The sequence below is a fragment of the Kitasatospora sp. NPDC094019 genome, assembly GCF_044764505.1.
Classification (GTDB): Bacteria; Actinomycetota; Actinomycetes; order Streptomycetales; family Streptomycetaceae; genus Kitasatospora.
Genome location: NZ_JBIWIF010000021.1, coordinates 108,524 through 122,130 on the forward strand (window position 1 = coordinate 108,524; position 13,607 = coordinate 122,130).

Annotated in this window: 14 protein-coding genes; 7 read left to right on the top strand and 7 right to left on the bottom strand. The window is 73.4% G+C overall.

Features of this window, described 5'->3' with window-relative positions:
- The first annotated feature begins 4 nt into the window (after nucleotides 1-4).
- Nucleotides 5-466, top strand: a complete 462-nt coding sequence (locus tag ACIQ9P_RS33320; protein WP_402364774.1) for an anthrone oxygenase family protein — start codon at nucleotides 5-7, stop codon at nucleotides 464-466.
- Between the two features lie 159 nt (nucleotides 467-625).
- On the opposite strand, the gene ACIQ9P_RS33325 is transcribed toward ACIQ9P_RS33320, so the two are convergent.
- Together ACIQ9P_RS33325 and ACIQ9P_RS33330 are read right to left on the bottom strand one after the other, a co-directional pair.
- Nucleotides 626-1,075 carry a nitroreductase family deazaflavin-dependent oxidoreductase gene (locus ACIQ9P_RS33325; protein WP_402364776.1) on the bottom strand — a complete coding sequence of 150 codons (450 nt, stop codon included), beginning with the start codon at nucleotides 1,073-1,075 and terminating at the stop codon, nucleotides 626-628.
- Between the two features lie 31 nt (nucleotides 1,076-1,106).
- Entirely contained in the window at nucleotides 1,107-1,823 is a 717-nt protein-coding gene (locus ACIQ9P_RS33330; RefSeq protein ID WP_402364779.1) for a response regulator transcription factor, read from the bottom strand.
- Between the two features lie 417 nt (nucleotides 1,824-2,240).
- Here ACIQ9P_RS33330 and ACIQ9P_RS33335 point away from each other — a divergent pair, with 417 nt between their 5' ends.
- The 4 genes from ACIQ9P_RS33335 to ACIQ9P_RS33350 are packed head-to-tail and all read left to right on the top strand — an operon-like array spanning nucleotide 2,241 to nucleotide 5,446.
- Entirely contained in the window at nucleotides 2,241-3,065 is an 825-nt protein-coding gene (locus ACIQ9P_RS33335) for a methyltransferase domain-containing protein (RefSeq protein WP_402364782.1), read from the top strand.
- A complete protein-coding gene (locus ACIQ9P_RS33340) occupies nucleotides 3,062-3,490 on the top strand; it encodes an ester cyclase (RefSeq protein WP_402364785.1) in 429 nt (142 codons plus the stop codon). The genes ACIQ9P_RS33335 and ACIQ9P_RS33340 overlap by 4 nt, the downstream gene beginning before the upstream one ends.
- 1 nt (nucleotide 3,491) lies before the next feature.
- Nucleotides 3,492-5,165 (top strand): NAD(P)/FAD-dependent oxidoreductase, encoded by a 1,674-nt coding sequence (locus tag ACIQ9P_RS33345; RefSeq protein WP_402364787.1) that lies wholly within the window; start codon nucleotides 3,492-3,494, stop codon nucleotides 5,163-5,165.
- A 17-nt stretch (nucleotides 5,166-5,182) separates the two neighbouring features.
- Nucleotides 5,183-5,446, top strand: coding sequence for a DUF6059 family protein (locus ACIQ9P_RS33350; protein WP_402364789.1), 264 nt, complete (start codon nucleotides 5,183-5,185; stop codon nucleotides 5,444-5,446).
- A 94-nt stretch (nucleotides 5,447-5,540) separates the two neighbouring features.
- Here ACIQ9P_RS33350 and ACIQ9P_RS33355 read toward each other — a convergent pair whose 3' ends face one another.
- The 4 genes from ACIQ9P_RS33355 to ACIQ9P_RS33370 all read right to left on the bottom strand — a co-directional run bounded on the left by ACIQ9P_RS33355 (nucleotide 5,541) and on the right by ACIQ9P_RS33370 (nucleotide 9,277).
- Entirely contained in the window at nucleotides 5,541-6,335 is a 795-nt protein-coding gene (locus ACIQ9P_RS33355; protein WP_402364792.1) for a DUF1684 domain-containing protein, read from the bottom strand.
- 178 nt (nucleotides 6,336-6,513) lie between these two features.
- Nucleotides 6,514-7,374 (bottom strand): acyl-CoA thioesterase II, encoded by an 861-nt coding sequence (tesB, locus tag ACIQ9P_RS33360; protein WP_402364795.1) that lies wholly within the window; start codon nucleotides 7,372-7,374, stop codon nucleotides 6,514-6,516.
- Between the two features lie 181 nt (nucleotides 7,375-7,555).
- Nucleotides 7,556-8,263 (bottom strand): alpha-ketoglutarate-dependent dioxygenase AlkB family protein, encoded by a 708-nt coding sequence (locus ACIQ9P_RS33365; protein WP_402364901.1) that lies wholly within the window; start codon nucleotides 8,261-8,263, stop codon nucleotides 7,556-7,558.
- 213 nt (nucleotides 8,264-8,476) lie between these two features.
- Complete coding sequence (locus ACIQ9P_RS33370) at nucleotides 8,477-9,277, bottom strand: transglycosylase family protein (protein ID WP_402364798.1); 801 nt, start codon at nucleotides 9,275-9,277, stop codon at nucleotides 8,477-8,479.
- A gap of 679 nt (nucleotides 9,278-9,956) precedes the next feature.
- On the opposite strand from ACIQ9P_RS33370, the gene ACIQ9P_RS33375 reads away from it, so the two are divergent.
- Both ACIQ9P_RS33375 and ACIQ9P_RS33380 read left to right on the top strand, forming a co-directional pair.
- Nucleotides 9,957-10,808, top strand: coding sequence for a hypothetical protein (locus ACIQ9P_RS33375; protein ID WP_402364801.1), 852 nt, complete (start codon nucleotides 9,957-9,959; stop codon nucleotides 10,806-10,808).
- Between the two features lie 251 nt (nucleotides 10,809-11,059).
- Nucleotides 11,060-11,866, top strand: a complete 807-nt coding sequence (locus tag ACIQ9P_RS33380) for a hypothetical protein (RefSeq protein ID WP_402364804.1) — start codon at nucleotides 11,060-11,062, stop codon at nucleotides 11,864-11,866.
- Between the two features lie 171 nt (nucleotides 11,867-12,037).
- On the opposite strand, the gene der is transcribed toward ACIQ9P_RS33380, so the two are convergent.
- Nucleotides 12,038-13,495: a ribosome biogenesis GTPase Der gene (gene der, locus ACIQ9P_RS33385; protein ID WP_402364807.1), complete on the bottom strand. Its 1,458-nt coding sequence runs from the start codon at nucleotides 13,493-13,495 to the stop codon at nucleotides 12,038-12,040.
- Nucleotides 13,496-13,607 lie beyond the last annotated feature (112 nt).

Consider the following 13,607-nt stretch of genomic DNA (forward strand, 5'->3'; position numbering starts at 1 on the left):
CGGGGTGTTCACCCAACTGCTCGCCGCGGCCCTGCTGCTGATCAGCGGGACGCTGGCCGGGGTGCTGGTCGCGGTCGAGGTCGCCGTGGTGCCGATGCTGGCCGGGCTGCCCGGCGACCGCTACGTCCAGGTGCACCGGCTGCTGGACCCGCGCTTCGATCCGCTGATGCCCACCCTGAACAAGATCGGCCTGGGATGCGGGCTGCTGCTGGTGGTCCTGGCCCCCGGAGTCGGCGCCAAGGTGTTCCTCGGTCTGGCCGAGGCCGCTCTGGTCGGGGTCGCGCTGGTCTCGGAGCTGACCAACGTCCGGATCAATCGCGCCATCGACGGCTGGGACCCGGGCCGGCTGCCGGAGGGGTGGGCGGTCGTCCGGACCCGCTGGGCCCGGGCCAACCGGGGGCGCACCTGGATCTCGGTGACCGGTTTCGCGGCGGCCGCCGGCGGCATGCTGCTGCTGACCCGCTGACCCGCCGCTCACGGAAGCGCCACCCGCCGGACGCCACACGGCACGGCAACCCGCAGCACGACGGCACGACAGGACGACAAGCACCGAAGGGGCCCGCACCGCCGCTGCGCGGTGCGGGCCCCTCCCCGCGGGCCCGGGCAGGGCCCGCGGGCGGGAGGGTCAGAGCGGCACGACCCGGAAGAGCGGGATCTCCTGGGCCGCCTGCTCGAAGCTCTCCGGCCGCTTGTCCGGCACCACACCGTTCTTCACGAAGATGCCGGCGCCCATCGGGACCTGGGTCGGGAACTGCTTCGCGATCGGCGCGCGCTCGTGCGGCGGCACCTCCACCAGCCTGACCCGCCGGGCCTTGCGGCCGCGCACCAGTACACCCTCGCCGGCCGCCCGGACGTTCTTCACCCAGTCCGACCCGGGGAACGCCTGGAGGATGTACATCGTGCCGCCGACGGTCACCGGCGCGACCGGATTGGTGTACTCGCGGCCGGACTTGCGGCCCTTCACCTTCAACAGCTGCATCGGGCCGACCGGCAGACCGATCCCGTGAAAGACCTCCATCATCTTGTTGCCGAACCTCTGGAACCCGGTGACGCGGACGCGGGCGGTGGTGGACATGGCGGGTGCTCTCCTCTGGTGGGGTGTGCGGTCAGGAGGGGACGCCCGCCCGGTGCGGGTGCCACGCGACGCCCGGCCGGACGAGGCCGACGGCGTACGCCCTGGTGATCACGTCGATCCGGCTGTGCAGCTCCAACTTGCCGAGGAGGCTGCGGATGTGGCTCTTGACGGTGCTGGCGCTCAACGCCAGGGCCTCGGCGATCTCCTGGTTGGACCAGCCGCGCAGCAACAGGCTGACCACCTCGATCTCGCGCCAGGTCAGTCTGGCCAGCTGGGCCCGCAGCGCCGGGTCCCCGACTCCGGTCAGCGGGCGGTCGCCGCTCCCGGGCCGGCCTCCGGCCACCTGGTAGCCGGACCCGGCCAGGCGGACCGCCGAGACCAGCATCGCCGGGTCGGTGAGGCCGGCCAGGATGCCGTGCACGCCCGGCGGGACGTCGTCGTGCGCGCCGGCCCCGCCGAGGCGGAGCAGCAGGACGCGCGGCGCCCCGTGGCCGCCGTCGGCCAGGGCGGCCAGCACCGGCTCCGGATCGGCGTCGTCGAGGATCACCACCACGTCGGGCCGGCACTCGGCGGCGGCGCGGTCCACCGCGCCGGGGTCGGTCGCGCTGTGGCGGGGCGGCGCGAAGCCCTCGGCTCCCGCGAACGCGGAGACCACGCCGATCCGGCTGAACGGGCTGTCACTGATCACCAGGATCGACAGCGACCGTTCCGGGGATCCCGCTTCCGCCGACGGTCCGGAGATCGTCACCGCCACCCACCTCCCTCGGGCAGAGCCCGGCCGGCGGTCGATCGACGGCGCTGGGCGTGGCCCGCACGGTCCCGGCCGCCCGAAGGGCATAAATAGCTTGCTATCTAAGTAGGGTGACACGCTCCGGGGAGGCTGTCAACGCGAACCCCGTGACCTTCAACTCCCGCACTGGATCGAGTGGGTGGGGCGCGGATCCGGCTTTCTCCGGGCTTTACCCCCCGCCCGTACGGTGGAGACGCCATCGGGCCGAAGCGGCGCCCGCACAGGACACTCGCACCGGCGGACGGCCCCGACCAGGGCCCCGTCACCGGCGGGCGTCCGGCCGTCGGCCGCGATCGCCGCCCTCCACCACGGTCCAGCCGTGCGCGGGCCGATGGCCTTCCGATCTTCTGGTCCATCCGAGCGATAGGCGGATTCATGGGCGCAACTGTGGGAGCCGAGACCGGCAGCGCCGCACCCCTGCGGCCCGCCGAGGTCTGGCGCCGGGCCGAGGACGCGCGCAGCTTCCTCGACCGGGCGGCGGCCGAACTGGCGACGGTCAAGAGCGAACTCGACAGCGTGCTCCGGGTCTCCCCCGGTGACCGCGTGCTCGACGTCGGCTGCGGGACGGGCGCCGACGTCCGGGCGATCGCCACCCGGGTCGGCCCGGCCGGCCGGGTGGTCGGCCTCGACTCCAGCAAGGAGCTGATCGACCGGGCGGTACCGGCCGGGCCCGGCGACGCGCCGGTCGAGTTCCACCACGGCGACGCGACCGCGCTGCCGTTCCCCGACGACGGCTTCGACGCCGCCCGGGCCGAGCGGGTGATCGAGCACGTCCCCGACCCGGCCGCGGCGATCGCCGAGATGCTGCGGGTGGTCCGGCCCGGCGGCCAGGTGTTGATCACCGACCCGGACCACGGGCTCTGGGCGCCCGACCTCGACGACCGCGAGCTGACCCGCAGGATCATGGGCTGGTGGGGCGACCACGTTCCCAATCCCTGGGTCGCCCGGCAGCTGCGGGACCTGCTGGTCCGCGCCGGGGCCCGGGACGTCACCGTCACCGCCCGGCCGGTCGTGCTGACCACTCTCGCCGCGGCCGACTCGCTCACCTGGATCGGCAAGGCCGCCGATGCGGCCGCCGCCCAGGGGGTGGCCACCCCCGAGGAGGCCCGGGAGTGGGGCGAGGAGATCCTCCGCCGGGACGCCGAGGGCCGCTTCCTGATGCTCGGCACCTTCGTGATCGTCTCCGGGACCAAGCCGTGAGCGCCTCGGCCGCGCACCGCGAGCTCGTGGAGACCTGGTTCACCAAGGGCTGGGCCGGCGGTGACACCGGGATCGCCGAACAGGTCTTCTCCCCCGGCTTCGTGCTCAACGGCCGGCGGGTCGGACCGGCCGGACCCCGACACAGCGTGGCCGGGGTGCACGCCGCCTTCTCCGACATCCGGGTCGACCTCGACCTGGTGCTCGGCGACGGCCGGTACGTCGTCACGCACTACACCACCACCGCCCGGCACACCGGCGACTACCGGGGCGTGCCCGCCACCGGGCGCTCGATCAAGGTGTCGGGGATCGTCATCTGGCTCATCGAGAACGGCCTGGTCGTCCAGGACTGGAACGCGTTCGACACCGCCGAGGTGGTCGCGCAACTGACCGCCGGACACGACAACGAGGAACGAGTGGGAGGCTGACATGAGCGAGGCAGTCACCGCCAGGCCCGACTACGACGTGATCATCCTGGGCGCCGGCATGGCCGGCACCGTGCTGGGCGCCGTCCTGGCCCGCCGGGACGTCCGGGTGCTGATCATCGACGCCGGCGTGCACCCGAAGTTCGCCGTCGGGGAGTCCACCACGCTCTACACCCTGAAGGGCTTCCGCCAGCTCGCGGAGCGCTACGACGTGCCGGAGCTGGAGTACCTCACCTCCTACGAAGGCGGGCTCTCCAACATCGCCCCGACCTCCGGGGTGAAGAAGCACTTCGGCTTCATGCTGCACCACGAGGGCCGCGAGCCCGATCCGCGCGAGGTCAACCAGTTCAGCCCGCCGTCGAAGGCGCTGCAGACCGGCCACCTGTTCCGCCAGGACACCGACGCCTTCCTGTTCCACACCGCGATCAAGTACGGCTGCGACGTGCGCCAGGGCTTCCGGGTGAGCGACCTCGACCTCGGCGAGCACCAGGTGTCGGTGGCGGACCCGTCCGGCGAACGGTTCACCGCCCGCTACCTGGTCGACGGCAGCGGATTCCGCTCGCCGGTCGCCGACAAGCTCGGACTGCGCGAGGCCCCGGACGCGCTCAAGCACCACTCGCGGTCCCTGTTCACCCACATGATCGGGGTCCGGCCGACCGACGAGGTGCTCCGGATGGAACCGGAGGACCTGCCGCCGATCCCCTGGGTCGAGGGCACCATGCACCACATGTTCGAGCGCGGCTGGTTCTGGTCCATCCCGTTCAACAACGAGCCGCGCTCGCTGAACCCGCTGGTCAGCGTTGGTCTGACCTTCGACGAGCGGCTCTACCCGCGTCAGGAGGGCATGACGCCCGAGGAGGAGTTCCGCTTCCACGCCGCACGGTTCCCCGCGGTGGAGCGGGTCTTCAAGGACGCGAAGACCGTCCGGCCGTGGGTCTCCACCGGCCGGCTCCAGTACTCGTCGACGCAGACCGTCGGCCACCGCTGGTGCCTGATGTCGCACGCGGCGGGCTTCATCGACCCGCTGTTCTCCCGCGGCCTCACCAACACCACCGAGGTCATCAACGCCTTCGCCTGGCGGCTGTTCGAGGCGCTGGAGGAGGACGACTTCGACGTCGAGCGGTTCGCCTACGTGGACACCCTCCAGAAGGGGCTGATCCGCTGCAACGACGACATGGTCAACTGCTCGTTCATCGCCTTCTCCGACTACGAGCTGTGGAACGCCGTCTACCGCGTCTGGGCCGCCGCCGAGGTCCCGATCAACCTCCGTTTCGACCGCTTCGTCGAACGCTTCCGCGAGACCCGTGACGACCGGGTCTTCCGCGCTATGGAGGACCTGCCCTACCCCGGCCTGCTGATGCCCGACCAGCCCAGCTACAAGTTGCTGTTCGACGACATGGTGCGGCTCTGCGAGGACTACGAGCAGGGGCGGACCACCGCCGGCGCCGCCGCCCGGGAACTGATGGACCGGATCCAGCGCTCCGAGGGCGTCCTGCGGGGCATCGGCCTGGAGGACCGCGAGCGCCGCTTCATGTTCCCCGGGATCCCCGAGCTGAAGGACATGACCGCCTGGCTCACCCGACAAGCACCCGCCGAGATGCGCTACCTCGCCCCCGCCGACCCGTCCGGCTCCACCGCCGGAACGCGTTCGGCCAGCGAGGTCATCATCCCCGAGTAGCGGATCGGCGAGCCGTCGTGCGACGCGAGCCCCGCTCCGGGACGCGCCGGCCCGGCCACCTGGCCCGGCTGGGCCGGCGCGTCCTCGGATTCCTGTACCGGGGGCTGATGCTCCTCGGTGCCCAGTGGGTGCCCGCCGTGCTGGACCCGGAGCTGGGGGTACTGCCGACGACGGCCCCGCCCCGGCTGGACGAGCCGCCGTGCGCCCACCCCGAGCGGCTCTGTCCGCTGCCCCCGACACCGGTCGAACGCGAGCTCTGGAACGCCTTCTACGCCGAGTGACCGGGCCCGACGCCCAGCGGGCGACCCCCGCCGGGCCCGGCGGGCGTTCCCGGGCGGACGTTCCCCGGCGGACGTTCCCCGGCGGGCCCGGACCCTACCGGGTGAGGACCTGCTTCTCGCCCGCCTCCACGGGGAAGTCCAGCCGGTTGCCGGGCGGCGGGAAGGGGCAGATGAAGTGGTCCGCGAAGGCGCAGGGGGGCAGGTAGGCGCGGTTGAGGTCCAGGACCGTACGGCCGTCCTCGTCCGGGGCGGGGAGGGTGACGAAGCGGAAACGGTAGGTGTCGCGGCCGCTGGTCGCGTCGGCGATCACCCCGCTCAGCCGGCCGTCGTCCGAGCGGCTGACCGTGAGGGTCCGGTGCTCGCCCGCGACGGTGAAGGCGATCCGGCCGGTCACCGCGAGCGGGCGCTCCCTGCCGTCGGCGTTCGGGACCAGCACCGCCTGCCCGGCGCCGCCCTCGAAGGGGGTGAAGACCGCCGGGACGGCCCACTCCGGCGCGTAGGGGTAGGCCGAGATCCCGGCGAACGACGCCCGCCCGGGCGAATTCGGGTCGAAGACCCGCAGGGCCGGCTCGCCCTCCCGCTCGATCGGCACCAGCAGCACCTCGCCGAGCGCGGCCGTGTCCGCCTCGGGATCGGTGTCCGGGCGCAGCAGGACCTCGCCGTCGACGGGGGCGCCCGCCCCCGCGACGGTGACGCCGTCGGCCGCCGCCGCCCGCAGTCGCACACCCTCCGCGTCCGCCCACCAGACGCCGGGCAGGCCGGCGATCGCCGCCGGCTCCGGCTCCAGCCAGTGCGTACCGGTGAGCGCCAGCTGACCGTGCGGCGAGCTGACGGTCGCCGCCCGCCGGTCGCTCCAGTTCTGCCATTCCTCCGCGGCCGTCGCCGTCATCGGCTCGCCCTCCCATTCCGGTCGAGGCCCGCGGGGCGGGCCGTTCGTTCTCCGTTACCCCGTCGAACGTCCGGTACCCGGGCGGAGCATTCCCGGCCCCGGACACCGTCGCGCGCTCGTCGCACGGCCGTCACACCGGTCACAGCGGTCAACACGCCGTTCGCACCGCTGCCACCCGTCAGCCCTTGATCCGGCGGAACAGGCCCTCCTGCACCACCGACACCACCAGTTGCCCGCTCCGGTCGAAGATCTGTCCGCGGGCCAGGCCCCGGGCGCCGTGGGCGATCGGGGACTCCTGCTGGTAGAGCAGCCAGTCGTCGGCGCGGAACGGCCGGTGGAACCACATCGCGTGGTCGAGCGAGGCCATGTCGAAGTGCCGGGTGCCCCAGAGCGGCTCGACCGGGGCGCGGACCGCGTCCAGCAGCGTCATGTCGCTCGCGTAGGTGAGCGCGCAGACGTGGATCAGTGGATCGTCCGGCAGCTCCCCGTTGGTGCGCAGCCAGACGCCGCTGCGCGCCTCGACGCCGGCGAGCTCCTCGGTGCTCCAGCGCAGCCGGTCGACGTAGCGGATGTCGAACGGCTGGCGCCGGCTGATGAACGGGGGCAGCTCGCCGAGCCGGGAGCCGACCTCGTCCAGCGCGCTCGGCAGCTTCTCCGGGGCGGGCACCTCGGGCATCGGGTACTGGTGCTCGATGCTGTCGGGCTCCGGGGCGTGGAAGTCCGCGGTCAGCGCGAAGATCGACCGGCCGCCCTGGATCGCCAGCACCCGGCGGGTGGTGAACGAGCGGCCGTCCCGGAGCCGGTCCACCTGGTAGACGATCGGCACCCCCGGCACGCCGGGCCGCAGGAAGTACGCGTGCAGCGAGTGGACCGGCCGGTCGTCGTCCACGGTGCGCCCCGCCGCCACCAGCGCCTGGCCCGCGACCTGCCCGCCGAACGTGCGCTGCAGCGCCTCCTCGGGGCTTCGCCCGCGGAAGATGTTCAGCTCGATCTGCTCAAGGTCCAGCAGTGCGACGAGATCGTCGACAGGGGTAGCCATGGGACACGTCCTCTCCGGGCCGCCACCCGGGCCGGAGGTCTTCCGCCCCGCTGTCGGCAACCCGTTCTCTCGAATTCTCCAGCTCAATCGAATTCCTCAGCGAGCCGGGACATTCCCCTCCCCCGGGCCGACCGCACCGATTCACTCGAACGAGTTCGAACAGTAGCCCCTGCGCGGACGGTCACAGACCCGACTGCCGGACGGTGATGTTGAGCCGCCCGGTCAGCCCCAGCGCCGGGTCCGCGGTGCCCGGCAGGGTCCGCACCACACCGTGGTACGCGAACCGGGCCGGGCCACCGAACACCAGCAGGTCGCCCCCGCGCAGCTCCAGGTCCGTCCACGGTCCGGCCCTGGTCTCCGTGTTGCCGAGCCGGAAGACGCAGGTGTCGCCGAGCGACAGCGAGACCACCGGGGCGTCGGCGCGCTCGTCGCGGTCCTGGTGCAGACCCATCCGGGCACCGTGCGGGTAGTGGTTGACGATCGCGACGTCCGGCTCGTAGCCGACCGCCCCGGCGATACCGCCGACCGCACCCGCACCCCCGAGGTCGCCGGTACCCCCGACACCGCTGTCGGCGCCGGTACCGCCGCCGTCGACGCCCGCCCCGTACGCCTCGGCCACCGCCCGCCGGGCCAGCTCACCGAGCTCGGGCGGGAAGGGTTTGACCGGGGTGCCGTCCTCGGCCAGGCGCCGATAGCCGTACGGGTACCAATGAAGGCCGAGGCTGACCATCCGGACGGACATCGTCCCGCCGGTGGGCATCCGGACGGTGTGCATGCCCGCCGGCGGACGGGCCCAGCCGCGACAGGCGGCGAGCAGACGCAGTTGCGCCGCCGCGTCGAGCCAGCCGGGGAGCAGCACCGCCCCGGGGGCCGGCTCGAAGCGTCCGATCCCGGACCGTCCGCTCCCGGAGGTGGCGTCGAAGAGGTCGCCGAACAACTCGCCCTGGGTCACGCCCCCCATCCTCCCGCACGCCTCCGACAACGGCCGGAAACCCCCGACGGCCGTCCTCCCGCGGTGCGGGAGGACGGCCGTGGCGGCGTGGACCGGCGGGGTCGGACCGGACACTGCCGGACCGGACGCCGCCGGATCGACGGGGTCGGATCAGACGGTGAGGGTCTGGCCCGGGAAGATCAGGTCGGGGTTGGCGCCGATGACCTTGGCGTTGTTGTCGTACAGGGCGTGCCAGTCGACGCCCTGGGCGGCGGCGATGGTGCTCAGGGTGTCGCCGGCCTTGACGGTGTAGTTGCCGTTGACCTGCTTGGCGTCGTTCGAGGTCCAGGACTTGCCGGACTTCGCGGCCTTGTCGGCCTTCGGCGCGGCGTCGGTCTTCGGCGCGACATCGGCCTTCGGCGCGGCCTTGGGGGCCTCGACGGCCTTCGGGGCGGCGGTCTTCGGGGCCTCGACGGCCTTCGGCGCGGCCGGCTTCGGAGCCTCGGTCGCCTTGGGGGCGGCCGGCTTCGGGGTCTCGGTGGCCTTCGGGGTGGAGGTGTCGACCGCGGCGGCGGCGCCGCCCTTGGTCAGACCGGCCTTCACGGAGCAGACGGGCCAGGCGCCCGGGCCCTGCGAGGCGAGGACCTTCTCGGCGACGGCGATCTGCTGCGCCTTGGTGGCCAGGTTGGCCTGCGAGGCGTAGGCGGTGCCGCCGAAGGCGGCCCAGGTGCTGGAGGTGAACTGCAGACCGCCGTAGAAACCGTTGCCGGTGTTGATGGCCCAGTTGCCGCCGGCCTCGCACTGGGCGACAGCGTCCCAGGTGGAGACGGAGGCGGCCGAGGCCGAGGTGGCCGTGACGAGGCCGGCCACCGGCAGGGCCGCGACAGCGGCACCCGCCACGACAGCCATCCGGACGCGGTTGCGCTTGGTGGCGGTGGTGGTGGCAGCGGCGGTCTCGTTACGGAAGGTCATGAGGTTCCTCTCGACAGCCCCGGGAGGGCATGCGGAACCAAGCCCTGGAGGGTCTGGAATCGCTCGCCGCGTCCGTCGGGCGGCCGGAGACGTGTCGGACGTTCCGTGCCGCCCCGGCCACCCTCCACACACCGGCGACCTGTTCGAGCGGTCGCGTCGGCGGGCACCGCCGGCGCCGGTGCGAACCGGCGGGCTGTGCGTCGGGGGTGAACCCGGGTGGTGCTCGTTGCACCGCCAATGAAGCTACGAGGCGGGCGGCCGGGGTTCAAACAGCCGGAGGTCTCCCCAGCTCAGCACGGCGTTACCGGCGGTAACGACCATGCAATTATGTCCAATTTGTCCGTTTTAACCGTCATTTCCTAGATCAAACATCGACGGGCCGTGACTCACCTCACCGTTCCATTCCGGCAGTCCCGTCTCCGAGATCGACAGATTGCGACGCCGAGAACACCCTCCGCGATCGGATCCGAGGCAATTCCCGTCACCCCTGCCCCCCACCCGTGACCCCTGCCACAAGGGCCCGTTGGTAAGGGCGGCCGGGCCGCCGCCGCCTCCCGGCTCGAACAGGCCCGATCCTCCGGCTCCACCGCGTTCGACCCCCGGGCCCGCCCCGGAACCCCCGGGGACCCGCCCCGACCGTCCCCGCACCCGTATTCCCACACCGCACCGAGGAGACCCAGTGCCGCGCATGCTCGACGTCAGCGACGAGGTCCGATCCGAGATCGGCGACGACGAGGCCGACCGCCTGCTCGGCGGCGCCCACGCACCCGACAGCTACGAATGCACCTCCTGCCGCACCCCCGGCGACACCCTCCTGGAGCCGACCAGCACCGTGCTGTTCGTCGGCGACGAGACGGCGGTGCTCGCCTTCGCGCACGCCCGCTGCATCCCGTCCCAGGTGGTTCCGGTCGCCGAGGAGCAGTTGGCCGGCGCCGTCCGCAGCATCAGCCAGGCCCAGAGCGACGTGTCCGCCGACGCCGCCCGGCTGCAGCCGTCCCTCCCCGCCCAGGCCGCCCCCGCGCCGGCGTCCGACCCGGCCGGCCGGCCGGGCACCCCCGGCCAGGCCGCGATCCTCGGCATCACCTGCGGTCTGGTGCTGCACGGCGACACCGGCCACGCCTCGCTGGTCGTCGAGCCGACCGGACCGGTCGGCCGCCCCGGCAACACCACCGGTGAGGACGAGTTCCTCGACCTGCTCCAGGACGCGGGCTTCCAGCCGGTCACCGACCTCGACCGGACGCCGGACCAGCTGCCCGGCTGGTCGGTACTGGTCGCGATGGGCAAGCTGCACGCGATCCTCCAGCCGGCCGCGGCCGGGGGCAGCACCGGCTGGTGGCAGGCCCACCAGCCGCTCCAGGTGACCGACGCCTGGCGGTTCGCGGCCAACCAGCTCGGCGAGGTCACCATGTACGCCGTCCCGGCGGGGACGGTCGGCCGGCAGCCGCGGGAGGACCTGCTGCGCCAGGCGCTGGAGCGCGCGGTGGCGCTCGGCCAGGTCGTCTCCGCCTCCCTCCCGCTCGCCGGCACCTGAGCCGCGTCCGGGACCGCCGGGCCGGAACCGCTGCCGCCACAGGCACCCGGACCCCCGACGACCGGAACCCCCGCCGGTGGAGGCCGCCGCCCGAACGCGGCCCCACCGGCGGCGGCCCGGGCAGCCCCGACACCCTGGCCTCACACCCCGGCCTGACCCCGGCCGGTCCCCTTCCCCGACCGCCCGGCCCGGCCGGGCCCGCGGGCCCCCGCACCCCGCATCCCCCGGCGTCCTCGCTCGTTGGGCCCTGCGTGTACAGCTACGACGTCCCCGCAGCCCCCCGGCGGTCCACCGCCTCCCGCGCGATCCCGGGCATGCGCCCGTCGTACGACGCCGAGCACCCGCACTCGGCGACGCCGATCTACGACGAGCTGTACTCCGAGTACCGGCGCCTCTTCCGCGCCCTGCCCGGTGACCGCTCCGGTGAGGAGGACCTCGTCTTCGCGGGCTTCGCCGTCCGCGACAACGGACCGGGACGGGCCGACCACCGGGGCTACCCGCCGCAGCACCAGGCGTTCCAGACCTGGGCGGGCCAGGCGATCGGCCTCCCCCAGTTCATGCCGAGCCAGCCGGGCAGCCCCGACCACAACGGCCCCGCCGAGCACCACGGCCACACCGGACAGCACGGCGGCACGGGCCACAGCAGCCACACCGGCCAGCACGGCCAGCACGGCCACGGCGGACTCCCCGCCCTACCCGCCCAGATCCACGCGCACGACCAGGGCCACACCCACACCGGCCACACCGGTCACGCGCCGAGCCCGTACGCGACCGGCTTCCACCCCGTCGCCGCCCAGGCCCCGTCCCACCCCCAGAGCCCGGCCCAGGCCCAGTTCGGCACCGGCCAGGGCTGGGTGGCGGCCGGCTACCTCGGCTCCGTCCCTCACTCGACGGCGGCGCACCTGCCCGCGCCCGCCCCGGTGACGGTCCCGGTCCCGGCCCCCGTGCCGGCCATGGGCACCGCCCACGGCCCCGGCGGCGGACCCGGCACCACCAGTGGCGGCCGCCACCGCAGCCTGCTCTCCCTCCCTCCGGGCCGCAGCGGCGACCACCACTGACCCACCGCGCGTGCGGCACCCGCCCCGCACCCGCGGACCGCGCCCGGCCGGACACGACGAAGGACCCCGCCACCCGGTCCGAAGACCGGCCGACAGGGCCCTTCCGCCCGGGCTTCCGCCCGGCTCACCGCCGCAACGGCTCCACCGGAGCGTCAGCCGTCACCTCTCGCGTCACTTCTTCCGGCTGCGCTTCTCCCGCACCCGCACCGAGATCGAGATCGGCGTCCCGACGAAGCCGAACTCCTCGCGCAGCCGACGCTCGATGAAGCGCCGGTAGCCCGCCTCCAGGAAGCCCGAGGCGAACAGCACGAACCGCGGCGGGCGCGCGCCCGCCTGGGTGCCGAACAGGACGCGCGGCTGCTTGCCACCGCGGATCGGGTGCGGGTGGGCGGCCACCAGCTCACCGAGGAAGGCGTTCAGCCGCGCGGTCGGGATCCGGGTCTCCCAGCCCGCCAGCGCGGTCTCGATCGCCGGGACGAGCTTCTCCATGTGCCGGCCGGTCTTCGCCGAGACGTTGACCCGCGGCGCCCACTGCACCTGGACGAGGTCGCGCTCGATCTCGCGCTCCAGGTAGTAGCGGCGCTCCTCGTCGAGCTGGTCCCACTTGTTGTAGGCGATGACGACGGCGCGACCGGCCTCGACGGCCATCGAGATGATCCGGGTGTCCTGCTCGGCGAGAGTCTCGCTGCCGTCGATCAGGACGACGGCGACCTCGGCCTTCTCCAGCGCGGCGGAGGTGCGCAGCGAGGCGTAGAAGTCGGCGCCGGCGGTCATGTGGACCCGGCGGCGGATGCCGGCGGTGTCGACGAACTTCCAGGTCTTGCCGCCGAGCTCGATCATCTCGTCGACCGGGTCACGGGTGGTGCCGGCCAGCTCGTTGACGACGACGCGCTCCTCGCCGGCGACCTTGTTCAGCAGGCTGGACTTGCCGACGTTCGGCCGGCCGATCAGCGCGACCCGGCGCGGACCGCCGGGGGCGAGGTCGCCGAAGGTCTGCGGCGGGGCTTCGGGCAGGGCGGCCATCACCGCGTCGAGCAGGTCGCCGGAGCCACGGCCGTGCAGGGCGGAGACCGGGTAGGGCTCGCCCAGGCCGAGCGACCAGAGGTAGGAAGCCTCGGCCTCGGTGGACTGGCCGTCGACCTTGTTGGCGCAGAGCACGGTCGGCTTGCCGGCCCGGCGGATGATCTTGATCAGGGCCTCGTCGGTGTCGGTGGCACCGACGGTGGCGTCGACCACGAACAGCACCGCGTCGGCCTGCTCGATGCCCAGCTCGGCCTGGGCGGCGACCATGGCGTCGATGCCGAGGACGTCGATCTCCCAGCCGCCGGTGTCGACGACCTTGAAGCGGCGGCCGTTCCAGGTCGCCTCGTAGCTGACGCGGTCGCGGGTGACGCCGGGCTTGTCCTCGACGACGGCCTCGCGACGGCCGATGATGCGGTTGACCAGGGTCGACTTGCCGACGTTCGGGCGGCCGACGATGGCCAGCACCGGAAGCGGGATGTGGGTGCCGTCGCCGAAGCCGTCGACGTCGTCGAGGTCGAAGCCCTCCTCGGCGGCGAGCGCCATGAACTCGGCGTAGTCGGTGGCGTCCAGCTCGCCGTTGCCGGCGGCGGTGTGCTCTGCGGTCATGTTCGTACTGTCCGTTTCCCGGCGCGGCCCTTCCCAGGGGCGCGCCGTGCGTTCCTGCCCCTCCGGGGCAGCGCGAATGGTTCCGGGTGCCACCGTGGCAGCCCGTGGTCGT